This is a genomic window from Hymenobacter sp. BT188 (genome assembly GCF_014333585.1).
GTDB lineage: Bacteria > Bacteroidota > Bacteroidia > Cytophagales > Hymenobacteraceae > Hymenobacter.
The window spans coordinates 859,798-884,848 of the sequence record NZ_JACSCW010000001.1 but is presented as its reverse complement, the minus strand read 5'-3'; the positions used below and the strand labels follow the sequence as shown (position 1 = coordinate 884,848).

The following is a 25,051-nucleotide window of genomic DNA, read 5'->3' as shown; positions in this document are numbered from 1 at the left end:
GCCCCCCTCTTGCCCCTTCCCTAATGTTAAAAAAAGCCCCCCAGAAACCAAATATTGCCCCCCGCAGGTCCTCAGCTGCCTGGAGTATGGTCGTGCTGCTTTGCCTATTTTTTTTACCCCCCACACTGGCCCAGCCCGATCCGTGGCGCATTGCCGCTGATAAAATTGACCCCAGTAAGTACTACGGTGTAACGGTGGCCAACGGTATGATTGGCATCGTGTCGTCGCCGGCGCCGTTTCAGGTTAAAAATGTGGTGCTGGCCGGGGCCTACGACCAGTACGGTCGGGGGCGGGTGAGCAACTTCTTGAACAGCTTCAACCTGCTGAATATGTACCTGGAAGTGGACGGCCGGCGGCTGGGGCCCCAGGATGCGAGCAACTTTCGTCAGGAACTGGACATGCGCCGCGCCGCCCTCACCACCACCTTCGACTACCAGGACAAAGCCACCATCAGCTACACCTACTACGCCCTGCGCCACTTGCCCTTTACCGTACTGCTAGATGTAAGTATCGTCGCCAAAAAAGACCTCGCCCTGACGGCGGCCAGCGTGATGGAAACCCCGGATGCGCTGCGCGATGCCCAGAACTACTACAACGAGATTGACCGGCCCCACGTCACGCTCAGCCTGCTTACTTCCTCGGCCCAAAGCCCCACGGGCAAGCTGCAACTCTGCGCTTCCAACAGCTTTTTGTTTAATGAGGCGCACGGGCAGGAGCCCCGGGTGATCCACGAGATGTGGGACAACAACATGCACCTGATGAAATTCAGCAAAAAGCTGCCAGCCGGGCAAACCTACACCTACGCCGTAGCCGGCTCGTCTATCACCTCCGCCCACCACGCCGACCCGCTGAATGAGGCCGAGCGCCTGACCATCTTTGCCCGCCTCGAAGGCAAAGCTCGGCTGCTGGACTTCCACACTAAAGCCTGGAACGAGCTCTGGCAGAGTGACATCCAGATTGATGGCGACCCACAGGCCCAGCAGGACGTGCGCAGCATGCTCTACCACCTGTATAGCTTTTCGCGGGCCGGCACCGATTTGTCGCCCTCGCCCATGGGCTTGTCGGGGCTGGGCTATAATGGCCACGTCTTCTGGGATACCGATGTATGGATGTTTCCGGTGCTGGCGGTCATGCATCCGGAAATCGCGAAATCCTTGATCGAGTATCGTTTCCGGCGTCTGGAGGCGGCCCGGCGCAACGCCTTCGCCCACGGCTACAAAGGCGCCATGTACCCGTGGGAAAGCGCCGATACGGGCGTGGAGGAAACCCCAGTCTGGGCCCTGAGTGGACCCTTTGAACACCATATTTCGGCCTGCGTAGCCTTGGCCGCTTGGCAGTATTACTGCGTAACCCAGGACAAGGAGTGGCTGCGCGAGAAAGGCTGGCCGATTCTGTCCGCCACCGCCGACTTTTGGGCCAGCCGGGTAGAGCGCAATGGCCCCGGTCGCTACGATATCAAGAACGTAGTGGCCGCCGACGAATGGGCCGAAAACGTGGACAACGACGCTTTTACTAACGGTGCCGCCCAAGTAAACCTGCGCAATGCCACGGCCGCCGCCAAGCTGCTCGGGTTCAAAGCCAACGCTGATTGGCTGCACGTGGCCCAGAATATCCCGATCCTGAAAATGGCGGACGGCGTGACCCAGGAGCACGCTACTTACAAGGGCGAAGGCATCAAGCAGGGCGACGTGAACCTGCTGGCTTACCCGCTGAACCTGATTACGGCTCCTGCCCAGATTCGAAAAGATTTGGCTTACTACGAAACCCGCGTTCCCAACGAAGGCACGCCCGCCATGACCCAGGGCATTTTCGCGTTGCTCTACGCTCGCCTCGGCGACGCCGACAAGGCCAAGCTGTGGTTCAAAGACGCCTACGAGCCTAATCTATTGCCACCCTTTCGGGTCATCGCCGAAACCAAGGGCGGTACCAACCCTTACTTCGCCACCGGCGCGGGGGGCGTTTTGCAGGCCGTATTGATGGGGTTTGGGGGGCTTAATATTACGCCCACCGGCATTACCCAAAGCAAGACCACCTTGCCCACGGGCTGGCAGGCCGTCAAGATTACGGGCGTAGGCGTGCAGCGGAAAACGTACTCTGTAGGCCGCTAAGGCCACTCAACGGCCCGAACGCCACAGCCAGCCTGACAAGCCAGTTCCTGTACCACGCTCAGACAAGCAGAATTTGATAACTGAGGGCCTGTACTTTGTTAGACATTGAGCTGTCGGTCCACAACCTGTTAAGCTACGGTACGGCACTTACCCTCTATTTCCCGCATAGCGCTAGCCCTGTTTAGTGAAGCACTAAAAGCGACTTGCAGAGCCGGCATGACAAGCGGCTCCTCCAAGGCCAGGCCAGTGGGTAGCAGCCTGGTTTGGCCTAGGGCATGGCCGGGCAGCCCCAACAGTAGCAGGCCGCTGGCTGCCAATAGGCAGCGAGCAAGAAGGTGGAGCATGAGCATAAAGAGTAAGGTGAATGGCAAGGGTCACGGTCAACATCATTGCTTCGGCTGGGGCAGGCATAGCGCACGGCCTTTCCTTAGAACCAAGGCCTCGGGTGGTCGGTCGTCAGGGCTGGCAGCTAAGCAACCCGGGCGGATTTGTGATCTGAGTTGTGCCTGCAGGCAGTGCCCCCTTTGAGACGGTGAAGAAAGCTGTCCTTCGGGTGAAGTGAAATGGCGAAAATCAGATTATCAGTTGATTGCACTACCTGGCCGGCTGCAAAGAACAAATAAGCTGGCTGCTGACACTCCTGACTACACGCTCCAGCATGCCGAGGGCTGGCCGCACGATGCGGTTCGGGTGCCGCTTCCAGCACGGCACATTAGCAAATAAATTGGCGAAGGAGCCGCTCAGGTCACGTAAGTAGCTGCTATGACTTGCAACCTGAAGAAGTATTTCCGCTTTACTTCACCGTAACAAGAGCTTATGGTGATAGCGCTACCATTACCTGATCCATTTCATCCGATCCAGCTCCACTTTAGCAAACGCCATAGGGTTCTAACCATCCACTAAAGAATTCAGGCCAAGCGGCATCCCACTAGTTTTGATTATATATTTTCTGTATATTATTCTAGTAATAGAGTATTGGCTCCGGTTTATTCCCCGCCCGTCGGTTTGTTAGTTTAACGCTTTGGCTTGCGAAGACTATCCCTTTTCTTCCGTACTCTGCCCCATCGAATAAGGCGCCCGCTCAGCTGGTCCGGGCTGCTAATCACATTAACTGCGCCCACTGCCCGCGCTGAAGCCCCGCCGTAGCCCATGGCCGTGAGCCTAAACCTAAACGGCTTCTCGAGTATCCAGGCGGGGGCGAAGTAGCAGCCAAGCAACTGCCGGAGTCGGTAAAGAAACTGCGCTGGCTGCTCGTTCCGGCAGTAGTCATCGGCCACATATTTAATATTTCCTCAACTGAACGTTAACTCATTATGTCTATGAAACGGTTACTCCACTCACTGCTATTCTTATCCAGTAGTATCCTTCTGCTCCCCTCCTGTGACTTTCTGGATGACTACATTCAACCACCCAAGGATACTCCGGCCCCGTACCTGCTGCCGGCTACGCCCTTACGCAACGCGCCGTCGGTCCCGCGCACCAGTACGCTGCCCCTTACTTTTTCCTCCGCAATCGACCCTACCACCGCGAGTGCCATCAAGGTATTCGGGACCCAGCTCCGGGGATTGCGCGCAACAACGGCTACCGTCGCGGGCCGCACGGTGTCGCTGGCGGTGGCCGGAGGGCTTTTTGCCGGTGAGCCCGTAAGCGTGAGCGTTCCGGCCAGCGTGCGCGGCACCAACAAGCGGGCGGTACAACCGCAGGTGCTGCAGTTTACTACGGCGGTCACCGGTCCGGGACGGGGCACCTTTATTACGGGAAGCAGTGTCGCCCGGAATTACGGTTCAGGGCGCCACTCACTCGCCGACATTGACAATGACGGCGACCTCGACCTGCTGTTTCCCTTGGGCGGCAGTCTGGGTGTCTCCTCGAACCAAGTGGCGGTGCGCCTCAACGACGGGCGGGGTACTTATAGTGGCAGCACGGCCGTGCGTGTCGGGAATAGCGGAGGCGACTGGGCGGTAGCGACGGCCGACCTGGACAGTGATGGGGACCTCGACCTGCTGGCGGCGGGCGGCGGGAGCAACGCGGTGAGTGTGCGCCTCAACGATGGGCGCGGCAATTTTGGGGGAGGCTCTGAGGTGCCCGTCCTGGTTACCGCCTATTACCTGGCCACGGCCGATTTGGATGGCGACGGCGACCTCGACCTGGTTGTACATACGAACAGCAACGGACAGACTGTGGCGAGCGTTCGGCTCAACCAAGGCAACGGGACTTTTGGTAGTGGCTCAGAGGTGGCAGTTCCCGGCGGCACGGGCGCCCTGACCCTGGGCGATGTGGACAGTGATGGCGACCTGGACCTGCTCACCACGGGTTTTTCGTCGGGCTACATCTATACCTGCCGGAACCAGGGCAACGGTACCTTCGGCCCTCCGGCTCCTACCCTCATGCCCAACAATCCCGCCGCGGTGGCGCTGGCCGACCTAGACCGGGATGGCGACCTGGACCTGCTGGCAGGCTGCGCCGGCAGCAATACCGTCGAAACTCGTCTCAACAACGGACAAGGACAGTTTGCCGCCACGGGCTCTTCCGTTACGGTCGGGAACTACCCTGAGCAGCTGCGCTTAGCCGACTTGGACAGCGATGGCGACTTAGACCTGCTCACCGGCAATTTGTATGGCGGCAACGTCAGTGTGCGATTTAATACCGCAGGCACGTTTGCCGGCGGGTCGGATGTGGCGTTGGGAAGGAATATTTACGGGCTGGCAATTGGCGACTTGGATGGCGATCAGGACGTGGATTTCGTGGCGGGCGCAGAAGTCGCTTCCCCCCTTCTCCGCATCGTTTTCAACCAGTGACGTGCGTGGTGCTCGGTTAAAAAATTGGTGCAAAAGGCAACGGCTTTACTCTAGGTTTGAGCAGCAAACTAGCTCATATTCATTTAAATGAAAGAAGCCCCAGCGAATGCGCTAGGGCTTCTTAGTTTATTATCAGCTACTCAAAGTTTATAAGAACTAGCCAAAAGCCTTGAGCATTTAAAAATAGCTGCCGTTAATTTCTACAGTTCCCGATGAAAGTTATCCAGCAGAATTGCCGCCGATATAGCCACGTTTAAGCTTTCCGCGCCACCAGCGCCCGGAATATAGAGCCGCTGCGTGAGGCACGCGAGCACCTCCGGCCGCGGGCCGTGCGACTCGCTGCCCATGATGAGCACGCCCGCCGGGCGCAGCGTGAGGCGGTGCACATTGTTGCCTTCGAGGTGAGCGCCGTAGCGGGGTACGCTGGGGGGCAAATTGTCGAGCCACTGGGGCAAATCGCGCTGCCAGACGGGCACGCGGGCGAAGGAGCCCATGGTAGCGGCCACGGTTTTGGGCGCCCACGGGTCGGCGCATGTATCGGAGCACACCACGCCTTGCAGTCCGTACCAGTCGGCCAAGCGAATGAGCGTGCCCATGTTGCCAGGGTCGCGCACTTGGTCCAACGCAAGCAATAAGGTAGTTGTGGGGGGCAAAAGTGGCGGCTCATCAGGCAGGTGAGCAATGGCCAGCGCCGTGGTATTGGTAGCCAGCGTACCGAGGCGAGTCAGCTCATCTTCCGACACCAGCTCGAAAGGCACCGCAGCAGGTAGCGGCGGAATTTTGGTGCCGTACTCAGCCGTCATAAACACGCGTTCTGTTACCAGGTCAGAAGCCAGCAGTTCCAGCACGCTTTTGCCGCCCTCCACCAGAAACAGCCCCAACCGCTTGCGGTATTTCTTTTGTTTGAGCTGCTCTACGCGGGTTTTTAACGCTTTACTGACCATAGGAAACGGTGCTGATGCCTGTTGCTCTGTCGGGGATGATGCCCTTGTTTTTCTCTGTCAAGTCTGAAAATATACCCCGACCACGGCCTTGCGAACTGCCGCTCGGCCACGCCACAAAGCTAACGAAGGCAATCTGACCTTTTAGCCCAACCCAACCGCCGATGTTCATGAGAGTAAGAAGAACGCCGGCCGCACGATTGTAGTAGCCTGTGGCGGCTTTTACACATCGCAAAGAAGCCCCCCACTTCAACCAGCGGGGGGCTTTTTACAAAGACAGCTAGATTTACTTCAGCGCGCCCTTCAGATCCGCGACTGCCACACCCTGGGCCTGCTTGGCCTCGGGTACTACAGCCGCCATCCCGAAGAATTCGTGCGTGGTGCCATCGTAGAGCTTATAATTCACTTTCACGCCGGCGGCAGTGAGCTTATCGGCGAGGGTCTTGCCTTCGCTCGTCAGCGGGTCATACTCAGCGGCGATGATGGTGGTCGGCGGCAAGCCTTTCAGATTCGCGGCCACTAGGTTGATGCGTGGGTCCTTTCCGTCAGCGGGAGTACGCAGATAGTTCTTGAAGAACCACTCCATGCCTGCTTTATTAAGCGGCGCGGTTTCCGTGTTCTTTTGGTAAGAAGGCGTATTGGTGTCGGAGCCCGCAATGGGGTACACCAAGAGCTGATGCTTGGGCAGCGCGACCTTCTTGTCGCGAGCCTGCATGCTCACGGCGCACGCTAAACCACCGCCGGCGCTTTCGCCCGCCACCGCTACTTTGTTCGGATCGCCTTTAATGCTGGCAGCATTTTTCAGCGCCCATTGATAAGCGGCAAACGCGTCGTCGTGGGCCGTCGGGAACTTATGCTCAGGCCCCTTACGATACTCCACCGATACTACCACGGCCCCGGTTTGCTCGGCCAATGCCTGCGCGGAAGCATGATACGTGTCGATGGTGGCAATTACCCAGCCGCCGCCGTGATAATACACAATCACTGGAAAAGGAGCTGTGCCAGCTTTGGGCGTATAAATGCGCGCCTTCACGCCGGGCATCAGCGTTTGGCTGGCCGTATCCACCTGCATGGGTGAGGGCGTAATGTTGCTGGCCTGCATCTGCTTCATGGCCGCGTCGGCAGGGCTCGGCTGCTTGCGGGCCTCTGCGGCGGTTAGCTCAGGCAGGGGCTTATTGTTAAAGCTAATCAGCTGCTCAATGACTGCCTGCATCTCGGGCTTCAAATTTGGCCCCCACGCCGGTTTGGCGCCGGTGGGCTTCACTTCACCGGCCGCTGCGGTGGCAGTGCTATCGGCCGCTGTGGCCTGGGTGTCGGTTTCGGTGGCTTTCGGCTTGGTATCACAGCTGCTTAACAGCAGACAGCTCGCCAAGGCAGGAGCCATCAGTCCAGCCAGACCGGCCGGGCGAAGGAAAGAATAGTTCATAAGAGGGGGTGTTAGGTGTAAGGATTGGTCATCCCCTTACGTACAGTAGAGCTAGGTAGTTGAGGCGCAGTAAGCAAAGCCTACAATTGCTCACTGTTACAGACAAATGCTTCCAGACGAGCTTCTAAGGGCTGCGCGTCTGCTTCTTCGGGCAGGTATTTAACCAGTTCAGCAAACTGTGCTTCTGCCAACCGATGGCCCGCCATGCCCCACTGCGGATAGGTGCGCTGGGGGCGGGTCACGCGCGTAATTACCGTCACGTCGTAGTGCCGGGCATCATGCTGAATGCGTTCAAACAGGCGCTCTACCTCTACCTGCTCGCCTTCCAGCACTTGGGCAAAATTGCCTTCGCCATAAAATAAGATGCCGGTGATGTTGTGGGCAGCATTATAGGTGCGGGCCTGGGCCACCAGGGCGCGCAGCTCCGGATAGCTCAGCGGCGTTACGGCCCGACTAACGTAGCACAGTTGGTACAGCATAATTGCCCCCCAGCACACTAGATCTTTGCCACGACCACGGCAGGGTTGCGCTGAGAAAGAGAAGATACGAAAGCAAAGCCACTTTGTCGCGCATCATGGCCCGGTTATTCGTTTGTCGGCGGTCAAAAACATAGCATAAAGCGTTGTACCTTAAGTCTATCAACCCGTTCACCCTATGAAACCTTTGCTCCTTGGCATTCTGCTGCTGTTGGCCATCAAGGGAACAGCGCATCCGGGCGTGGGCATCGTACAGGATGCCCAGGGCAATGTGTACTTCACTGACCTGGAAAACGTGTGGAAGCGCGCACCCAATGGCCAGCAGCGCATCGTAGTGGCCCGCGTGCACACCCACGAGCTTTACCTCGATCCCCAAGGCAACCTCTACGGCGAACACGTCTGGTATGAGGGCGAGGCCACCAACAAATGGGGACACTATGTGTGGCGGCTCAGCGCTGGGGGGCAAATAAGCAAAGTCGTTCCTAATACGCCGGGCTTTCTGACCAACTACAGTTTTACCAGAGACCAGACGGGCGCCATGTATTGGGTAGAGCGCGGCGCACCCTGCCGTTTCCTGAAAATGCTACCGAATGGAAACATAAAGCTGCTGGCTACTGGTCGATTTAAAGACGTGCGCTGGCAGCACGTTACCCCAACCGGCCAGTTTTACTTTGTCGATGATGATGCCTTGTATGTACTGGCCGCCGATGGCACAATTAAGCGCGTTAAAAGTGATCTGGACGAAGCGCCACCCTCCACGGCCAAGGTTAATCATAATCTGGGGGGCATTTTCTCTGATCGGCAAGGCAATATCTACGTCGCTGTCACCAATCAGCGAAAAGTGCAGCGCCTGAGTCCTAACGGGCACATTACGACGGTTGCCCGCTCCAGTGCCCCGTGGACGGCTTCCAGCGGACTGGTGGCTTCTAATGGGGATTTATGGCTGCTGGAATATAATACTGCTAACCAAGTCCGGGTGCGGCGGGTGCGTCCGCAATAGCTACCCTCACGTTCATTGGCTGTTTTACCGCAAGTGATGGAGCGCTTTGGTTTAAAAGCAAGATACAGTAGGACTATTTTGCCCTGAATCACGTCCACCGTCTTTGCTAAATCAGTTCGAATTAATACCTTATTACTTGGTTATTCCAGAACGCATGCATTAGTATGAAAACGCTCTTGCTGCTGTGCTTACTAAGTTTCCTGTCTTTCGAAGCAAGGACGCAAGACTCCGTGGGCAGGCGCTGGCAAGCTGCGGTGAAGGCGCATCCGCAGCGTGATACGGGCCGGGTAAATAGGCTTAATTCGCTGGCCTTCGTGCAGCGCGCAAATGCCCCCCAGCAAACCAAAGCGGCTTATGAAGAAGCCTTAGAGCTATCCCGTGAGATTGGTTATAAGTTTGGCGAGGCCCGGGCTTTGCTGGGTTTAGCTTTTTATTACCGCTTCCGCAATGAGTATGACCTCTCCCTGAAGTACACCGAACAGGCTCGAAAGCTATTTGCTCAGCTGAATGACCGCCTGCATCAGATTGCGTGCTTGTATAACCTCTCGTACACCGCTGCCGGGCAGGGCAACTATGCCCAGGCTATGGCTTATAGCTTTGAGGGCCTGAAGCTGGCTGATGCAATACCCAGCCAGAAGTGGCTGACGCTGCTCAACAGCCAGCTTGGCAATACGAGCATCGCGCTGGGTGAGTATCAGAAGGCCCGGCAGCACTTTGTGCGGGGCTTAAAGCTAGCGCGGGGCGTAGGCGATCAGGATGGCATTGCCCATTGCGTATCTGGGCTGGGCGAGCTGTGCCGCATTCAGGGCCAGTGGGCGCAGGCGCGGAGCTATTTTGAGCAGGGCGCCGTGCTGGCGAAAGAGCTTAATAACCAAGGCGGCATCACCATGAGCCTTTATAATATTGCTGATATGGACGAGCGGCTAGGAAATCACCGGGCGGCTTTTTCCGCAGCTTTTCGGGCTCTGCAACGCATGAAGCAACTAGATGATGTAGGCAGAATACCCCTGGTGCAGCTTATTCTGGCCCGCGCCTACCTCGATACGGAGCAGCCCGACAGCGCCTGGGTGTACGGGCGCGAGGCTCTGCTCGCGGGCCAGCGCACCGGCAACAAAAGCACGATTCGTGATGCTAGTGATGTGCTAGCCCAAGCCAGCTCCGCGCGTGGCCGCTTCGACGATGCGTATCGCTACCTCGCCATGTTCATAGCCTACCGCGACAGCCTCGACAATCAGGAGGTGACCCGCCGGACGGCCGCGCTCCAGTACCAGTATGCGTTGGAAAAAAAGCAGTCGCAGATTCAGCTGCTGACGCACAACCAACAGCTTATTCGCCAGCAAAATAGTCAGCAGCGCCTGCTCCTGCTGGGCTCGTTGGCGGCCCTGGTAATAGTAGCCGGACTAAGCGTTCTGCTCTGGCTCAACAATCAGCAAAAACAGCGGTCCAATGCCCAGCTTCAGCGCCAGCAGGAAGAACTGAGAGCCACACAGGCGCAACTGGTGCAAGCAGAAAAGCTGGCGGCGCTAGGCGAGCTGACGGCCGGTATTGCCCACGAAATTCAGAACCCACTAAACTTCGTCACCAATTTCGCCGACGTGTCGGCCGACATCAGCCAGGAGTTACAGAGCGAAGCCCGCGCGGGAAAATTTCAGGAGGTGGAAGAGCTGGCTGCCGAGCTGGAACAGAATCTGAGCAAAATCACCCAACACGGGCACCGGGCCTCCGCTATTATTAAAGGCATGCTGGAACATGCGCGGCCCAGCACTAGTGAGCGTCAACCCACCAACCTGAACGCCCTGGCCACAGAGTACCTAAATCTGGCCTACGAAAGCTTGCGCGCCAAAGCTCCCGCATTTGAAGTCGAGTTGGTTACCGACTTTGAAGCTGGCTTGGAGCCCGTAGCGCTGGTGCCGCCAGATATCGGGCGGGTACTTCTAAACCTATATACCAACGCTTTTTATGCCGTGCAGCAGAAAGCCGCGGTTACTGATCCAGACTACCAGCCGCAAGTGCAGGTGAGCACCCGCCAAAGCAACGGGCAGGTAGAGCTGCGCGTGCGCGACAACGGCATGGGCATGCCCGCGGACGTTGCAAAGAAGGTATTCCAACCCTTTTTCACGACCAAGCCCCCCGGCGAAGGCACCGGACTGGGCCTCTCCCTTAGCTACGACATTATCACCAAAGGGCATGGCGGCACCCTCACCTTTGAATCGCGGGAAGGAGAAGGCACTGATATTCTGATCACCTTGCCTCTCAGCCAAGCAAAGGTGCGTGCCGTGGCGAAAAAAGGTGCCGGTATTATATAGATCCTCCGTTGCTGAACCTTAATTATCCTTCTATCCATAAGCCGGGCTTGCTGGCATTTGATTTGCCGCTGGGGGGCAAAATAGTGCAGTCTCAACGCGTAGTATGGCTAGGTTTGTCTGCCAGTAATTTTATTCCTTTTATCTCGTTTGCCTTTTATGAACAAGCTCTTCTCCTTCGCTTTATCTCTGGCCCTGACTGGGACCCTCGTTAGCTGCGGCGACGACAACAACGATCCTCAACCCACAAACCAGACGGCCAGCGAGAAGCTCATGGCCAAAACCTGGATGGTGACCGCCGTCACGGAAAAGGAAGGCACCAAGGCGGCCGTAGATATCTTTACCAGCGAAGATGCCTGCTTTAAAGACAACTTGTATAAGTTTCAGGCCAGCAATGCGTTTGTTGTGGATGAGGGCAAAACCAAGTGCTTCAGCGCCAGCCCTCAAACCCTGACGGGCCAATGGAGCCTGTCCAACAACGACCAGACACTTTCGGGCGCCGTTACCTTCACCGCCGCTCCGGGCTTTGTCTACGATGTTGAGTTGACCGGCACGATTGAGGAACTGAACGAGACCCGGCTTATCCTCGTGGACACGGAAACAGTAAGTGGCGTAACCACCGTCACCCGTACCACTTTCACGGCCCAGTAAGCCCCTATCCTACCTATATCAGAAAGCCGCTTTCTTCCCGAAGCGGCTTTTTTGGTGGCTGGCCCAAGCGTATCATAACCGGACAATGGGTGTATCGAAACCGAACAGAGAGGGATTACAATAACGCTGCGTCTTCGCGATGTTACTGATTACAAGAAAGTTACATAGCTGGCACCATCTTTCTGAACACATAGTAAACAGGTGGATATCTGGGCGCTACCGCGGCCTGTATGTTCCCTGAAACCAACGAAGCTGCTATGTACATTTCCCGTTATTTCTCCCGCAGTGCCGCCCCCAGAAAGCCGTAGGCAAATAAAAACGGGGTTTTCTGTAACGTTTGCCACTTTGGTCGGTATCCCCGGCAGACGCATATGCTCCGCCCCTATCTGAATGCAAAGAGCAGCAGATAATCACACACGCGGCAAACAATCGGTTATTCGGCTGGTGGGGGGCAAATTAAGAAGCTGAACAGATAGTACGAATTTATTCGTATCAGGCATGCAGCCTCTTTACACACTGTTGGTCTTTCACTTACGAACGAACCACGACAGCACATATTTACTCCTCAGGCGGAGGAATAAAGCAGGAACACGGTCTTGTCGGGCGGTGCCGAAACAAAAGGTGCCCCTGAAAAGCAGAATGAAGCGCCGCCCCTGACGGGTCGGGTGTTGGCACGAAAAAGCTAGCGCCACCCAATTGCCGGCGCGATGCTGGGCTTCCTTTCGGAACGCCTGATTTTATCCTCAAATAATAAGCTCTGAATTGTTAACTGCTTTATCCTATGAAAGCCAACGTAACCCAATCCCAGCCCTCGCCAGAAGGGGGCAGGCCCGGTGAGGAGTTGCCAGGACCGCGCCCCCCATTAAAGCGTCTGCTGGTCAAGGAGCAGCATAAACTGTTTTTTATTAAGGTCGATGATATTCTTTACTTCGATGCCGACGGCAGCTACATTACCCTGCACACGCTACAGCGCTCCTACGTGCTGTACGAGAGCCTGACCCAGCTGGCCCAGCGCCTCGATCCGACGGACTTTGCGCGCATCCACCGCTCCTATCTGATCAACCTGAATTATGTAGAAGAGCTGGAGGGCTATTTCAACGGGGAATACCTGGTGAAGCTTACCGGCGGCCACACGCTCAAATGGACCCGTTTTTACCGCGATAATGTGAAGGCGTTCATCACCAGAAACAAGTAGCTATAGCCCTTGCAAAACAGCAAAAAATATTGACTAAAAAAGCCCCCCAGCGCCTTGCAGCAGGCATTGTTTGAGCCACCACGCAGGCTGGGCTTATATTTATACTCAGGCAAATACACCTACTGGAATCGATAGCTGCCCCAGGGCAGCAGCAGAAAAGGACACGGCGAGGCAGGGAGCTGCAACTCCCCGGCAGACATGGAAAAATGGTGAGTGAATTTCCACGCCTGCCCCAGCAAAAGCTGGACGCCTCGCCGTGTCCTTTTCTGCTTTTCTGACGGCTTTCAACTGCCGTCAGAATATGCACAAAAACGGCCTATCCATAACGGTTAGGCCGTTTTTTTTGTGTGGCAGAGAGCTGCTCGCTAGTGCTACTTTGGCGCTTCTTTCTGGCGTCAAAACGGGCAGCTTACAGGCTGAATCGGGCACCTCAAAGAATAAGCATTGAAGCAGCCGTCTGAAAGTGAGTGTATAGGGGCGGATTTCGGGCAAGGGGCACCACGGGGGTGTCGGCGGCACCGAGCCACCTGCCTCTATGGCTACTATCTCGCCTTGGCTGCGCTCATTCGAAGCGCCGATAGCCACCTTCCAGCAATTCCTTTCCTCCTGCATTAGCCTGGGAGCTCGCCGTAGTGTCTGCGGATTACTTGGGGGGCTTTTTTTGCTGGCTGCCTGGCCGGCGTTTGCCACTGCGGCGCCCCCAGATGCAGAGGTTTTTATCGATTCGCCGTTTCGCTTCAAACAGGCAAGCCAGCAACAGGTTTCGATGGAGTATAAAGCCCACGGCAACCTGCTCATCATTCCGGTTTTTCTCAACGGCAAAGGGCCGTATAATTTTCTGCTCGATACCGGCATTGCTACTTCCCTCATTACCAACCCCAAACTAGGCCGACAGCTAGGCGTACAGACAACCAAAGCCTACAACTTATCAGGAGTAGGAAAGAAAGCGCCTGTTCTGGCGCATAGAACGAACTCCGTGCGGGTGGAATTTGCGGGCATCGAAGCGCCGTCCATCAACTTTATTATCGTCACAAAACAGGTCGTAGCATTCGAGGCGCTGTTAGGAATACAAATTCATGGCATTTTGGGCTATGATCTGTTTCGCAGCTTTATTGTCTCCATCCACCCCACGTTGGGTCAAATTACATTTACTGAGCCCACTGCTCCGCGCCCCATAACAGACGACAGTTGGAGCAGCCTGCCCATCGAGCTGGATGACTCCAGGCCATACATCACAACCAACATTTCCGTAACCGGCTCACAGGCGATACCCTTACGGCTGATGCTGGATACGGGAGCCAATCACGCCCTCTCACTGGAAACCGCCTCCGATTCGCGTCTGTCTTTGCCCCCCGAGCGCCAACGTGCTAACCTGGGCTATGGCTTCAGCGGTCTGATTCAGGGCTATCTGGGTCCGATTGCACTGTTGCAGCTAGGCGCTTATCAGCTCCGCTCCCTGCTGACGGCCTTCCCCGACCCCCACAATCTGGTTGACCGCGTGACGGTGGCCCGCAGTGGAACGCTCGGCTTCGATGTGCTGCGTCGCTTCGATCTAATTATCGACTATCCTCATAACCGGCTGCTGCTGCGGCCTAATAGTAACCACCGAGAGCAATTCGAGCAGGCATCGTTGTAGCTCAGCCAGCCGCTTTTTGCCTGAGTGCGCAAAGGCGCAGTTAGATAGAGTCAGTCGGGAGATTTATCACCTTTTTGTTCTCCCAAATACTCTGCGGCTTGCCGCACCAGCTCCTCAGGCGATGCCTCAATATTAAGGTGTAGCCCATAGGTTGGCGATTCATAGTCAGCCAGTTGGGAATTAAGCATCTGCTCCTTCATGTAGTGGCCTGACCGCCCCCGCATCCGAGACACCAGCAGTTCCTTAGTTCCTTCCAGCACCACCCAGAGAACAGCGTGCGCTGCGGCTGCCTGCAATACGGCCCGATACTTTTCTTTCAGCGCCGAGCAGGCCAGCACCGCGCCGCCCGTCTTTTCCCACTCCGTAATGCCTGCGGCCATGGCCGCTAGCCAGTCGTGCCGGTCTTCATCAGTCAGCGGGGTGCCCTGGCGCATTTTCTCCACGTTGGTCACCGAATGAAAATCGTCGGCATCATAAAAGGGCAGGCTCAGGGCCTGGGCCAATTCGCGGCCAACGGTGGTTTTGCCACTGCCCGAAACGCCCATGACGATACAAATCATACTAAAAAGGAGTAAGGAGAATGCACTCGTGGAGGTTTCGGACTTGCAGCCTTAGCTATGCTTCAGCTCCAAAACCTCCAATTCTATTCCTGAGTGCGCCGACAGCCTGAGATAAATGGCTTTACCACAAATTAAAGCATATGCGGCTACATCACTGCTGTTATCACATTCGTAAAGCAGCTTTTTGCCATGCCTTCAAAGCGCGAAACTGATTGAATTAGCTTGGGCTGCATTACCAGCTTTGCTACCTGAACACAGCATCCTATTTGGTTGAGCTAACCGATTCCAGCGTATTCCAGTAAAAAGGTGGAATTTAGCAGCTCCAACACCGTTTTGCTTTCCTCACGCAGGAAGGCAGCGTGCCGGAGCCGATGCTTTTTCAGGTGCCATACGTGCATGTATTTCGCTACCGCTTTTGAAACCATATACGCCGTTGCTGGGCCCGCTGGGGGGCTTTTTTAAGGAGAAAAACCGCGTTGTCTGGCTGGCAGTTCTGCTCATTGGGCTGCTGGACTGCTGCACGCCCACGCGCCTGCTGCCGCCCGGCCGCAATTTGCTGCGCACCAACAAGCTCAAGGGCGTAGAGCAGGCCGACGCGCTTAGCCTGGAAGCGCTGTATCAGCAGGAGCCCAACTCCCGCTTTCCGTTGCCAAAGCTGGCCATTTACCAGCTGGGCAGTACTTTCTACAACCGCGAAAAGGTGCAGAAGCGCCTCGAGGATGAGCGCCTCGACTACCGCAAGCGTATTCAGGCTGCCCGCCCCGACTCGGTGAAGGTGGGCAAGCTGCTCGTAAAGCGTGACCAGCACCTGCGCCGCCACCAACTGGCTCTGGACAAAGGCAACGCTGTAATGCGTCTGGGCGAAGCACCCGTAGTTTACGACTCTACTCTGACCCAGCAGACGGTGGAGCAGCTCAGTATTTATCTGAAGTCGCAGGGCTTTTTTCGCAGTCGCGTCACGGCTACCGATACTGTCCACAAGCGTATGGTGACAGTGACCTATCACATCACCGAAAACACGCCCTTCACATATGCCAAGCTCGAATATATTATCCCCGATTCGGGTGTGGCGCGCGTGGTGCGGGCCAACCAGAAAGCGTCGCTGCTACAGCTAGGCCAACGCTATAATGAAACCTTGATCGGGCAGGAACGCGCTCGTCTGGAAACCCTGCTCAAAAACGAGGGCTATTACGATTTCCGTCAACAATACATTACCCTTGAGGCCGACACGAGCTTTGCCCCCAATACAGTTCAGCTTCGCACACTCATCGCCAATCCCGCACCGGGCACCGGGCATCATGTGTACTCTATTCGTCACGTAAATTTTCTGACCGACGCCGGAGCCATACGTTTTGGAGTGAAGCGCGACACTATCCTGCGCGACTCCGTGTACTATCTGGCTTTTCGTCACCGCTTCAGCACCCGCGTGCTCGACCGCAAACTGACAGTGCGCCCCGAGCAGCGCTACAGTCTGGCGAATACCCAGCTTACCCAGCGCCAACTAGCTGACCTCGATGTATTTCGCTTCAACAACGTCAACTACATAAAGGTAGAGCCCGCCATCGGTGCCGACACTACCTACCAGCTCGATGCCGTAGTAAATGCCTCGCCGCACAAACGCTTTCAGGAGCTAACCGAGTTTGGTGCCACCTACGTGGCCGAGCAAGTGGGTCCTTTCGTCAACGCCCGTTTGAAAGTCCGGAATGTGTTTGGTGGGGCCGAGGTGCTGGAGTTTGGTGTGCGGGCTGGTTTTGAGGGGCAATACAACCGTGTAACAGGCAGCGACATTCCCGAAACCGTGCTTACCACGCAGCTGGGGGGCAATATTAACCTGGTTATTCCGCAGTTTATTCTGCCCTGGCGCTCGGGACGTATTCTTTCGCGCTACAACCCTCGCACCCGCCTCAATCTAACCTATACCTATGTGCAGCGCCCCGAGTATACGCGCACCAACCTGGAGGGCACTTTCGACTACATCTGGCAACGTTCTTTATACCATCAGTGGGTGCTCACCCCCATCGACGTAAGCATTATCAATGCTACGAATATCAGCCCACAATTTCGGGAGCGCCTTGATCGGCTATCGAGCGAAGGTTCGCCGCTGTTTCGCAGCTTCACGCAGTTGTACGTACCTAGTATCAATGCCACGTCGTTGTTCAACTCCAACGATTTCAACCAGACGCGTGATGCTACTTTTCTACGCCTGTTTGCGGAGGTTGGCGGCCTTACGCGCACGCTGTACGAGGACCGTATCAACCTGAACGTGTACGACTTCGCCAAGTTCACGGCCGACTACCGACGCTATCATAAGCTGGGGCCCAAAACCTTCTTCGTGTACCGCTTCAACGGCGGTATTGCCCGCGCGCTCACCCGCACCGATGTGGAGGACGCCGACGGCAACGTTACGGGCAGCCAGCTGATTATTCCCTACGACAAGTATTTGTTTGCTGGGGGCAGCTCCAGCGTCCGGGCCTGGAAGCCTCGCCGCCTGGGTCCCGGTGCTTACACCACCAACCGCCTTGAGGATGATGGCACAATAGTGCGCGACTATAACCTGGAACAACCCGGCGAGTTGCTGCTGGAGGCCAACGTGGAGTACCGTTTCCCGGTGTATAGCTTCATCAATGGAGCCGTTTTCACGGATGCCGGCAACGTCTGGACGTTGCAAAGCGATCCGCGCTCAAATGCTCAGTTCAAGCCCGATCAGTTTTGGAAGCAGTTTGCGGTGGGCTCCGGCGTGGGCATCCGGCTCGACTTTTCCTTCCTGATTCTGCGCCTCGACGTAGCCACTAAAGTATACGACCCCACGGCGCCTGATGGGGAGAAATGGGCCATCCGCAATTTCAAATTCCTAGGCAAAAGCGAGGATCAGACTGCCTTCAATCTGGGCATCGGCTACCCATTCTAGGATTTTGCTAAGTTAAATTTATTAAAGCTTTTATTATTTAAGTTATAAAAATCTTCAATAAGGGCTCCAAAACCAAGTATGCTTTTACCAATATTAAGCGCGTAAAATGCTTATATAGGCGTATTATGGCTATAATTTTGCTATTCAAGGTCTCACGCAACTAGCTGTGAGACGTAGATATATTTCTACTTTAGGGGCACCCTGATTCGCTTCTATTCTTCCTGTTAATTGTGTTTCTCCTGCCTAGGTCTGGGCGTGGGGCAGCGCAGGCTTCCTCATCCGGGCCGCGCTGGGTAGGCTCTGGTCTGCTTCTCCTATCGCCTAGTTCTATCGTATGAAAATACTTTTACGCGCTATAGTATCAGTTTTAGCACTGGCCCCTTCCCTGCTATTAGCAGAAGGCTCCCGTCAGCTTACCCCAAACCGAGCCGTTAACCCTGCCACCAACCTACCCTACCCGCTCACCGACCCGCGAAACGATCGGGCTGGCTTTTTAACCCACGATGTCAACGCCGCTACTGGGGGGCTAAATTTGTCCTTGGGCTTCCTGAAACCACTCGCCTGGGGCACCAGCGACGTTCCTTTTCTCGAAGATTACCGCCTGCACATTCGGCTCAAGGCGGGTGAAACCCTCAACTACGGAGTACACCGTGTAGCGCGAATTGGAGGCGGCACGCACGCCAACCTGCTGCTTACTCTCCGCTACGGAGCTGGCGCGGGCACTATTGTCAGCCAAAACAAGCTGCTGCGTGACCCGGCCACCCCAAGCCAGGCGGGCTTGCTGACCAATCAGGCGGGCGTAATAGCCAACACTGCTCAGCACGAAATAGGACCGTCCGTAACTGCCGGCGACGGCGGCTACGAGCCCCTGACCTACACGAACACCACCGGTGCCACCCACGATTTCTACGTGGAGTTCACACAGGAAGGCGAGTTTACCAACAAGGGTACTCAGCCGGGCTTCAATGACTTAGGCGCCCGCAACCCCAATTTTATGAGCGCCGTGCGCTCGGAGTACGACTTCTGGGACTTCACCGTGCGTGACGCCGCCGGACAGGAAAAGCCAGGCCGCCTGTTCAGCAAGCTATGGTCATTTACGACCACTACGTCGGGCGGCACAGGCTATGAGAATCGGCTGTCGGCCAACTTTGCGCTTTTTCCTTTGATAGAAAGCCCCCAGCATCGGGGCCAGTACTACGTGAAGCAGATTGAACTGGCCGGAATCCGGCCGCTCGTGTTTTACTTTGTTTCGAACGCTAATGGCTCACGGGCCAGCGCGGCCACCGGCACTACTTTCGCGGAGCGGCGCCGCAGCCAGGCTGGCAATACGGGCTACCCTGAATACCCGAACTTCGTAAACAACCCAGATAAAGAATTGTGGCCCAGCGCGCCTGCGCCGCGCTTCGTAACCTCTCAGCGCGGTTTCTGCGAGGGTGGTCTTGGCAAGGTCGCCTTTACCACCGTTTCCGACGAAACAGGCACCGTGGCTATTCTGATTGACTTAAACAGCAACGGCGTACAGGATGGCGACGATGTGCTGTTGGAACAAGCGGTGGTACCCGGAGCCAATACGCTGGTGTGGAATGGCCTGGATCGTGCGGGCAAGTTAGTAGCCGCCGGCTTGCCTATTAAGCTTTCCTTCACAAGCCAAGGAGCACCAGTAAACTTCCCTGTGTATGATGTGGAGGGCAATTCTAGTGGGCTACGGGTGCAGAATATCCGCCCGTCGGTGGGGGGCAATACGTACTACGACCGCCTCTACTGGGATGACTCGCGGCTTACGGCGGCCAAACCGCAGTTCTTCCCCGAAACCCGCCCCGCCCCTGACATGGCCAGCGTGCGCACCGATGGCGTTATTTCCAGCACTGCCGCCTACCAGGGAGTGCACCGCTGGGGTGACAACAGCAACGAAGCCGGCAACGACTACACAATCAACACCTGGACCTACGGTTTTATTTCGGCCCCCAGCGAATCGATCTATACCTATGCCTACAGCTGCGATTTTGACCAGGATGGCGTAGATGATTTGGCCGATATTGACGACGACAACGACGGCATCACGGACTTAACCGAAAGCTTTGGCATTGACCCCGATGTGCTGGTGAATGGCACGCCGCGCTATTTGGCTGGCTCCTTCGTGGTGCAGGGCGTGGGGGGCTTTCGCGATGTGAATGGCGATGGCATAAACGACCTCTTTGACCTGGACCTGGACGGCACCCCCAACCATCAGGACGCAGACTCGGATGGCGATGGCATCACAGATGCACTGGAGGCCAATAATTACGCCATGCCTGCCCAGTATCAGTTGGGTTCGGGCCGAATTGGCGGCGCAGTTGATGCATTGGGAATGCCTTTGGCTGCTCAGCTCAGCGTGGGTAGCCGGCAGACAGTTTTTGCCAACGCAGACAATGATAACGATGGCGTACGCAACATGCTCGATCTGGACTCCGACAACGATGGTATTCTGGATAATCGCGAAGCTCAAACCACTGCCACCTATCGCGCCCCCTCGGGCTTGGACTTCGACCACGATGGTTTAGATAATGCCTATGATTCAGCCCCCGGTGTCGATCCAGCTACAGGAAAAGCAGCTGTACCTGGCGCAGAAGTAAGCGCTGCGACCATTGCAAACACCGACCTTGACAACGTAGTCGACATGCTCGACTCGAACTCTGACAATGATGCGTTGGTTGATTGGCAGGAAGGCTTTGATGACAATCGGAACAACAGCAGCATTGACGATTTGCTAGCTCGGGGGGCAAAATTCGCTGTAGCCAACCCAATCAAAGCGGCTTATTATGCGTCTGCTGGCAATGTTCCGGCATGGCTGGAAGATGCGGATGGCGATGAGATTCCCAACTTCCTCGATCCAGGCAACGCGCATTATCACGACGACAATGCCAATGGCCTGGTTGATCTTTTCGACCCTGCCTATGGTGGAACGCCCTCTACCGCTCCCCGCCGCGACGCGGCCCAAGCCGATGCCGATTTCCGCTTTGTACCTCAGCCAGTGAAGATTGCAGCGCCCGAGAAGGGCCCGATGCCGATAGCACCGCTGCCCGTGGTACTCATTGATTTTCAGGCCCATGCTGCCGGGCGCGATGCACTTCTTTCCTGGGCCACGGCTCAGGAGCAAACCAATGCTCGCTTTGACATTGAGCGCTCCCTCGACGGGCAGGAATTTACCGTGATAGGCCAGCGGCTGGGAAGCGGCTCGACCACCCAACGCCAGGACTATGATTTCCGCGATAAAAACGTGGGGGCCACGCCCGGCACGGTGTATTATCGTCTGCGCCAGGTAGATACGGATGATAAAGTAACGCTAAGCGAGGTAAAGCCCGTTACCTTCATCACCCAACCTGCCGCGCTGCTTACACTTTACCCCAATCCCGCTACTGACTACACTAACATTGATCTGTCGGGACTGCCGCAGGTAAGCTATACCATAGAGATTCATGGGGCCGACGGACGAATGCTTGCCCGCTTTGAGGCGGCTGGTGGCGCTCCTTTCCGCTTAGCAACAGCAACTTATCCGGTGGGCACTTATATGATTCGGGTGGCGAACCGCAATTTCCATCAGTTGCTAAAGCTGGTCAAGAATTAGCCGCTGGCAAAACACAAAAAAGCCCCCCAGAGGTTGTCTGGGGGGCTTTTTTGTGTTCTTAAACTGGTTGCCTTTTCGGTTTTATTGGCAAAGCTGAGCTTTAGTACTCCAGCAGCTCTTGCAAGGCCGCAGCTACCTTGGCGGCGCTAGGCAGCATCTGCCGCTCCAAATCCACGTTCAACGCAATGGCGGGCAAATTAGCAGCACCTAATGTGAATACGGGCGCATCGAGTTGCTGGAAGCAGGTGCGCTGAATACGTCCCGCCAAGGACTCGGCGAAAGAGTTCATGAGCGGTTCCTCGGTGAGTACCAGCACTTTGCTATGACGAATCACGGCTGCTTCCACGGCTTCGAAATCCAAGGGGTTCAGGGTGCGCAGGTCCAGCACTTCCACTTGTCCGGGAAACTGCCGGCTGGCTGTTTTGGCCCAATGCACGCCCATGCCGTAGGTAACAACCACGCAGGTATTGCCCCGGCGCAGCCGCTCAGCGTCGGCGACTTGGGCAATGCCGGCTTTGCCTAAGGGCAGCACGTAGCCTGCGGCCGGCTCTATAGTTTTGGCGTCTTCGGTGCCGAATACTTTGCTCCAATACAGGCCTTTATGCTCCAGCACCACCACTGGATTGGGGTCGAGGAAGGCGGCGCGCAGTAAGCCCTTCATATCGGCAGCGTTGCTGGGATACACCACTTTAATGCCCCGAATAGTGAGCAGGGTGCTCTCAATAGAGCCCGAATGATAGGGTCCGCCCCCACCGTACGCGCCAATGGGCACCCGGATAAGCGCCTGCACCGGAAACTGCCCATTCGACAGGTAACATGACTTCGATAGTTCTTCCACCAACTGGTTGAGAGCCGGCCAGATATAGTCGGCAAATTGAATCTCAACAATAGCCTTCGCCCCCACGGCGCTCATACCAGCCGTGCTGCCCACAATGTACGCTTCCTGAATTGGGGTATTGAATACGCGCGTATCGCCGTATTTCTTGGCCAGCAGCGCAGCTTCGCGAAAAACGCCCCCCAGTTCGCCGCCCACGTCCTGGCCGTAGAATAGCGCCTCGGGAAATTCACGCAGAATGTCATCGACGGCGTGCAGGGCAGCATCTACCATCAGCGCTTTGTCGGCGCCAGCGGGTGTGCGCTCGCCAGCTTCTTCGGTTATGGCCTGGGGGGCAAATTCGTGGTCGGCGAAGGTGGCGGGGTCGGGTGAGGGCGCGAGGAGGGCACGCCCATAATCGGCGCGCACAAGGGCGGTGGCTTCGGTGGCCGCCTGCTCCAGCTCTCTTTTGGTAAAGCTACGCAGGAGCAATTGCTGGTGCAGGCGGGGCAATGGGTCCTGGGGGGTGTGCTGGGCCAGGTTGTCGCCGCGGTACCATTCGCGGCGCACGCCGCTGGTGTGGTGGCCGAGCAGCGGACATTTGGCGTGTACCAATACCGGGCCGCGGGTATGACGTACGTAAGCAAACGCCTCACTCATAACAGAATACGAAGCCGAAAAATCAGCACCATCCACCCGCAGGCGGTGCAGCCCTTTGAAGCCCGCCGCAAATTCGTAGGCGTCCATGGCGCGCATCTCCCGCCCGGTAGCCGAAATTCCCCAATCATTATCCTGCACCAGATAAATAATGGGCAATTGATGCAAAACAGCCATTTGCAGCGCTTCCGACACTTCTCCCTCCGTCATGGCTCCGTCACCTATTGAGCACAATACAACGGGCGCAGAATCAGTTGTCGATTTTTGCAATTTTTGACCTTCCAAATACTTGATTCCGTGCGCCATACCCGTAGCCGGAATGGCTTGCATGCCAGTGGCGGAGCTTTGGTGAGGAATAGTCGGGAAACCAGCCCGGCGCAACGAGGGATGACAATAATACGTCCGTCCGCCGCTGAACGGGTCGTCCCGCTTGGCCATCAGCTGAAGCATGAGCTCGTAGGGCGTGATGCCCATGCCGAGCATCATGGCATCGTCGCGGTAATAAGGCGCGGCGTAGTCGGTGGGCAGCAGGTGGAAAGCGGCGGCCAGCTGAATGGCCTCGTGACCCCGGGCCGTGGCGTGCACGTATTTGGCCGTTACGGCTTTGTTATCTTCGTAAAGACGCGCCATTTCGTCGGCCGTGCGCATGAGGCGGTAGGCCCGCAACAGCGTTTCGCGGGTGGGATTGGTGGCGGCAACAGTGGGTGCGTGGGCGGCAAATTCGGTATCGGGCGCGGGGGCGGTCGAGTTCAGCATGAACGGCGGGAAAGTGGGAAGGCGAAATTACAGCATCGGGGGCAGAATTGGTGAGGCAGCATGTTTTCTGCGTAATTTTGGCCTGCTAACCTTGATCAGACTGTCATGCAGAGCGGTAGCGAAGCATCTTGCGTGTTTAGTGGGATTAGTAACCTCTCATCAGCACGCGAGAAGCTTCGGCTCCGCCTCTGCATGACCACCTATTTGACCAGCTTATCTACCTTATGAGTTCAACGCCCATCAGCCAACATCTGGAAGAAACAACTGCTGCTGCTACGCCGGCCGGCACGCTACGCGCTGCTGTTGAGGACTGGATGCGGGCGTTTCAAACGCGCCTGTGCGCCCAGCTGGAGGCGGCCGATGGTGGCGCTGCTTTTCGCACCGATTCGTGGGAGCGCCCCGGTGGCGGTGGCGGTGTTTCAAGGGTGCTGGAGAATGGGGCCATCCTGGAAAAGGGCGGCGTGGGCTTTTCAGCGGTGCACGGCGAGATGAGCGCCCAGGCGGCCAAGGTATTGCTCATGCCCGACCCGCGTTTTTTCGCCACGGGCGTATCGGTGGTGATGCATCCGCGCAGTCCGCGCGTGCCCATTATTCACATGAATGTGCGCTATTTTGAGGCTGGCAACGGTGAGGCGTGGTTCGGCGGCGGCATCGACCTGACCCCAATTTACGTGGATGAGGCGCAAGCCAGTTGGTTTCACCAAGCCCTGAAAACTGCCTGCGACCGTCACGACGCCACGTATTACTCGCGCTTTCGCGAGACGGCCGACGACTACTTTTACCTGCCTCACCGCCAGGAAACCCGAGGCGTGGGGGGCATTTTCTTCGACCGCCTGACCGTGGGGCAGCATGGCTCAGCCGAAAAGCTTTTTGCTTTTGTGCAGGAAGTAGGCGATGTTTTCGGCCCTACCTATACGGAACTGATGCGCCAGAATGCCCCCCTGCCGTATGGCCCACGGGAGGAAAGCTGGCAGATGCTGCGCCGGTCGCGCTACGCGGAGTTCAACCTGGCCTTCGACCGTGGCACACGATTTGGGCTGGAAACGGGCGGGCGCACCGAGAGCATTCTGATGAGCCTGCCGCCCCGCTGCGAGTGGCATTACGACCAGCAACCCGAGCCCCATTCGCCTGAGGCAGCCACCCTGGCCTGGCTGCGCAAAGGCGTTTTATGGGCTGAAATGCCCCCCAAGTCCTGATCCTGCCCGCTTATTCACCCTC

General features: G+C 56.6%; 18 protein-coding genes. 10 read left to right on the top strand and 8 right to left on the bottom strand.

The window, feature by feature from the left end; genetic code table 11:
• Nucleotides 1–23: 23 nt before the first annotated feature.
• Entirely contained in the window at nt 24–2,108 is a 2,085-nt protein-coding gene (locus H8B13_RS03500; RefSeq protein WP_261990211.1) for a glycoside hydrolase family 65 protein, read from the top strand.
• A gap of 128 nt (nt 2,109–2,236) precedes the next feature.
• Here H8B13_RS03500 and H8B13_RS03495 read toward each other — a convergent pair whose 3' ends face one another.
• Nucleotides 2,237–2,452 carry a hypothetical protein gene (locus tag H8B13_RS03495; RefSeq protein ID WP_187309416.1) on the bottom strand — a complete coding sequence of 72 codons (216 nt, stop codon included), beginning with the start codon at nt 2,450–2,452 and terminating at the stop codon, nt 2,237–2,239.
• Nucleotides 2,453–3,427: 975 nt separating this feature from the next.
• On the opposite strand from H8B13_RS03495, the gene H8B13_RS03490 reads away from it, so the two are divergent.
• Nucleotides 3,428–4,906 (top strand): FG-GAP-like repeat-containing protein, encoded by a 1,479-nt coding sequence (locus tag H8B13_RS03490; RefSeq protein WP_187309415.1) that lies wholly within the window; start codon nt 3,428–3,430, stop codon nt 4,904–4,906.
• Between the two features lie 200 nt (nt 4,907–5,106).
• Here the strand turns inward: H8B13_RS03490 and H8B13_RS03485 are convergent, their stop codons facing one another.
• The 4 genes from H8B13_RS03485 to H8B13_RS03470 form a co-directional block, all read right to left on the bottom strand.
• A complete protein-coding gene (locus H8B13_RS03485; protein WP_187309414.1) occupies nt 5,107–5,850 on the bottom strand; it encodes an RNA methyltransferase in 744 nt (247 codons plus the stop codon).
• On the bottom strand, nt 5,840–6,019 hold the full coding sequence (locus tag H8B13_RS03480) for a hypothetical protein (protein ID WP_187309413.1): 180 nt from the start codon (nt 6,017–6,019) through the stop codon (nt 5,840–5,842). The genes H8B13_RS03485 and H8B13_RS03480 overlap by 11 nt, the downstream gene beginning before the upstream one ends.
• A 114-nt stretch (nt 6,020–6,133) precedes the next feature.
• Nucleotides 6,134–7,273, bottom strand: coding sequence for an alpha/beta hydrolase (locus H8B13_RS03475; protein ID WP_261990210.1), 1,140 nt, complete (start codon nt 7,271–7,273; stop codon nt 6,134–6,136).
• A gap of 80 nt (nt 7,274–7,353) precedes the next feature.
• Nucleotides 7,354–7,752, bottom strand: coding sequence for a BLUF domain-containing protein (locus H8B13_RS03470; RefSeq protein ID WP_187309412.1), 399 nt, complete (start codon nt 7,750–7,752; stop codon nt 7,354–7,356).
• A 175-nt stretch (nt 7,753–7,927) separates the two neighbouring features.
• On the opposite strand from H8B13_RS03470, the gene H8B13_RS03465 reads away from it, so the two are divergent.
• The 5 genes from H8B13_RS03465 to H8B13_RS03445 all read left to right on the top strand — a co-directional run bounded on the left by H8B13_RS03465 (nt 7,928) and on the right by H8B13_RS03445 (nt 14,534).
• Nucleotides 7,928–8,749 (top strand): hypothetical protein, encoded by an 822-nt coding sequence (locus H8B13_RS03465; protein WP_187309411.1) that lies wholly within the window; start codon nt 7,928–7,930, stop codon nt 8,747–8,749.
• 164 nt (nt 8,750–8,913) lie between these two features.
• The gene (locus tag H8B13_RS03460; RefSeq protein WP_187309410.1) at nt 8,914–11,055 is read left to right on the top strand and encodes an ATP-binding protein; all 2,142 of its coding nucleotides are present in this window, start codon (nt 8,914–8,916) and stop codon (nt 11,053–11,055) included.
• Between the two features lie 156 nt (nt 11,056–11,211).
• Nucleotides 11,212–11,703, top strand: a complete 492-nt coding sequence (locus H8B13_RS03455) for a lipocalin family protein (RefSeq protein WP_187309409.1) — start codon at nt 11,212–11,214, stop codon at nt 11,701–11,703.
• A 781-nt stretch (nt 11,704–12,484) separates the two neighbouring features.
• The gene (locus H8B13_RS03450; protein ID WP_187309408.1) at nt 12,485–12,898 is read left to right on the top strand and encodes a LytR/AlgR family response regulator transcription factor; all 414 of its coding nucleotides are present in this window, start codon (nt 12,485–12,487) and stop codon (nt 12,896–12,898) included.
• Nucleotides 12,899–13,433: 535 nt separating this feature from the next.
• Complete coding sequence (locus tag H8B13_RS03445) at nt 13,434–14,534, top strand: pepsin/retropepsin-like aspartic protease family protein (protein ID WP_187309407.1); 1,101 nt, start codon at nt 13,434–13,436, stop codon at nt 14,532–14,534.
• Between the two features lie 50 nt (nt 14,535–14,584).
• On the opposite strand, the gene H8B13_RS03440 is transcribed toward H8B13_RS03445, so the two are convergent.
• Both H8B13_RS03440 and H8B13_RS03435 read right to left on the bottom strand, forming a co-directional pair.
• Nucleotides 14,585–15,094, bottom strand: coding sequence for a gluconokinase (locus H8B13_RS03440; protein ID WP_187309406.1), 510 nt, complete (start codon nt 15,092–15,094; stop codon nt 14,585–14,587).
• A 275-nt stretch (nt 15,095–15,369) separates the two neighbouring features.
• Nucleotides 15,370–15,519 (bottom strand): hypothetical protein, encoded by a 150-nt coding sequence (locus H8B13_RS03435; RefSeq protein WP_187309405.1) that lies wholly within the window; start codon nt 15,517–15,519, stop codon nt 15,370–15,372.
• On the opposite strand from H8B13_RS03435, the gene H8B13_RS03430 reads away from it, so the two are divergent.
• Entirely contained in the window at nt 15,510–18,002 is a 2,493-nt protein-coding gene (locus tag H8B13_RS03430) for a BamA/TamA family outer membrane protein (protein ID WP_187309404.1), read from the top strand. The two genes, H8B13_RS03435 and H8B13_RS03430, sit on opposite strands and share 10 nt — an antisense overlap.
• Nucleotides 18,003–18,336: 334 nt before the next feature.
• The gene (locus tag H8B13_RS03425; protein WP_187309403.1) at nt 18,337–21,606 is read left to right on the top strand and encodes a T9SS type A sorting domain-containing protein; all 3,270 of its coding nucleotides are present in this window, start codon (nt 18,337–18,339) and stop codon (nt 21,604–21,606) included.
• Nucleotides 21,607–21,706: 100 nt separating this feature from the next.
• On the opposite strand, the gene H8B13_RS03420 is transcribed toward H8B13_RS03425, so the two are convergent.
• The gene (locus H8B13_RS03420) at nt 21,707–23,833 is read right to left on the bottom strand and encodes a thiamine pyrophosphate-dependent enzyme (protein WP_187309402.1); all 2,127 of its coding nucleotides are present in this window, start codon (nt 23,831–23,833) and stop codon (nt 21,707–21,709) included.
• Nucleotides 23,834–24,057: 224 nt separating this feature from the next.
• Here H8B13_RS03420 and hemF point away from each other — a divergent pair, with 224 nt between their 5' ends.
• Nucleotides 24,058–25,029, top strand: a complete 972-nt coding sequence (hemF, locus tag H8B13_RS03415) for an oxygen-dependent coproporphyrinogen oxidase (protein ID WP_187309401.1) — start codon at nt 24,058–24,060, stop codon at nt 25,027–25,029.
• Nucleotides 25,030–25,051: the final 22 nt, after the last annotated feature.

Bases quoted from the DNA above. Each gene is read 5' to 3' on its own strand.
- H8B13_RS03500 (WP_261990211.1), top strand. From the start codon at position 24: ATGTTAAAAAAAGCCCCCCAGAAACCAAATATTGCCCCCCGCAGGTCC.
- H8B13_RS03495 (WP_187309416.1), bottom strand. From the start codon at position 2,452: ATGCTCCACCTTCTTGCTCGCTGCCTATTGGCAGCCAGCGGCCTGCTA.
- H8B13_RS03490 (WP_187309415.1), top strand. From the start codon at position 3,428: ATGAAACGGTTACTCCACTCACTGCTATTCTTATCCAGTAGTATCCTT.
- H8B13_RS03485 (WP_187309414.1), bottom strand. From the start codon at position 5,850: ATGGTCAGTAAAGCGTTAAAAACCCGCGTAGAGCAGCTCAAACAAAAG.
- H8B13_RS03480 (WP_187309413.1), bottom strand. From the start codon at position 6,019: ATGAACATCGGCGGTTGGGTTGGGCTAAAAGGTCAGATTGCCTTCGTT.
- H8B13_RS03475 (WP_261990210.1), bottom strand. From the start codon at position 7,273: ATGAACTATTCTTTCCTTCGCCCGGCCGGTCTGGCTGGACTGATGGCT.
- H8B13_RS03470 (WP_187309412.1), bottom strand. From the start codon at position 7,752: ATGCTGTACCAACTGTGCTACGTTAGTCGGGCCGTAACGCCGCTGAGC.
- H8B13_RS03465 (WP_187309411.1), top strand. From the start codon at position 7,928: ATGAAACCTTTGCTCCTTGGCATTCTGCTGCTGTTGGCCATCAAGGGA.
- H8B13_RS03460 (WP_187309410.1), top strand. From the start codon at position 8,914: ATGAAAACGCTCTTGCTGCTGTGCTTACTAAGTTTCCTGTCTTTCGAA.
- H8B13_RS03455 (WP_187309409.1), top strand. From the start codon at position 11,212: ATGAACAAGCTCTTCTCCTTCGCTTTATCTCTGGCCCTGACTGGGACC.
- H8B13_RS03450 (WP_187309408.1), top strand. From the start codon at position 12,485: ATGAAAGCCAACGTAACCCAATCCCAGCCCTCGCCAGAAGGGGGCAGG.
- H8B13_RS03445 (WP_187309407.1), top strand. From the start codon at position 13,434: ATGGCTACTATCTCGCCTTGGCTGCGCTCATTCGAAGCGCCGATAGCC.
- H8B13_RS03440 (WP_187309406.1), bottom strand. From the start codon at position 15,094: ATGATTTGTATCGTCATGGGCGTTTCGGGCAGTGGCAAAACCACCGTT.
- H8B13_RS03435 (WP_187309405.1), bottom strand. From the start codon at position 15,519: ATGGTTTCAAAAGCGGTAGCGAAATACATGCACGTATGGCACCTGAAA.
- H8B13_RS03425 (WP_187309403.1), top strand. From the start codon at position 18,337: ATGAAAATACTTTTACGCGCTATAGTATCAGTTTTAGCACTGGCCCCT.
- H8B13_RS03420 (WP_187309402.1), bottom strand. From the start codon at position 23,833: ATGCTGAACTCGACCGCCCCCGCGCCCGATACCGAATTTGCCGCCCAC.
- hemF (WP_187309401.1), top strand. From the start codon at position 24,058: ATGAGTTCAACGCCCATCAGCCAACATCTGGAAGAAACAACTGCTGCT.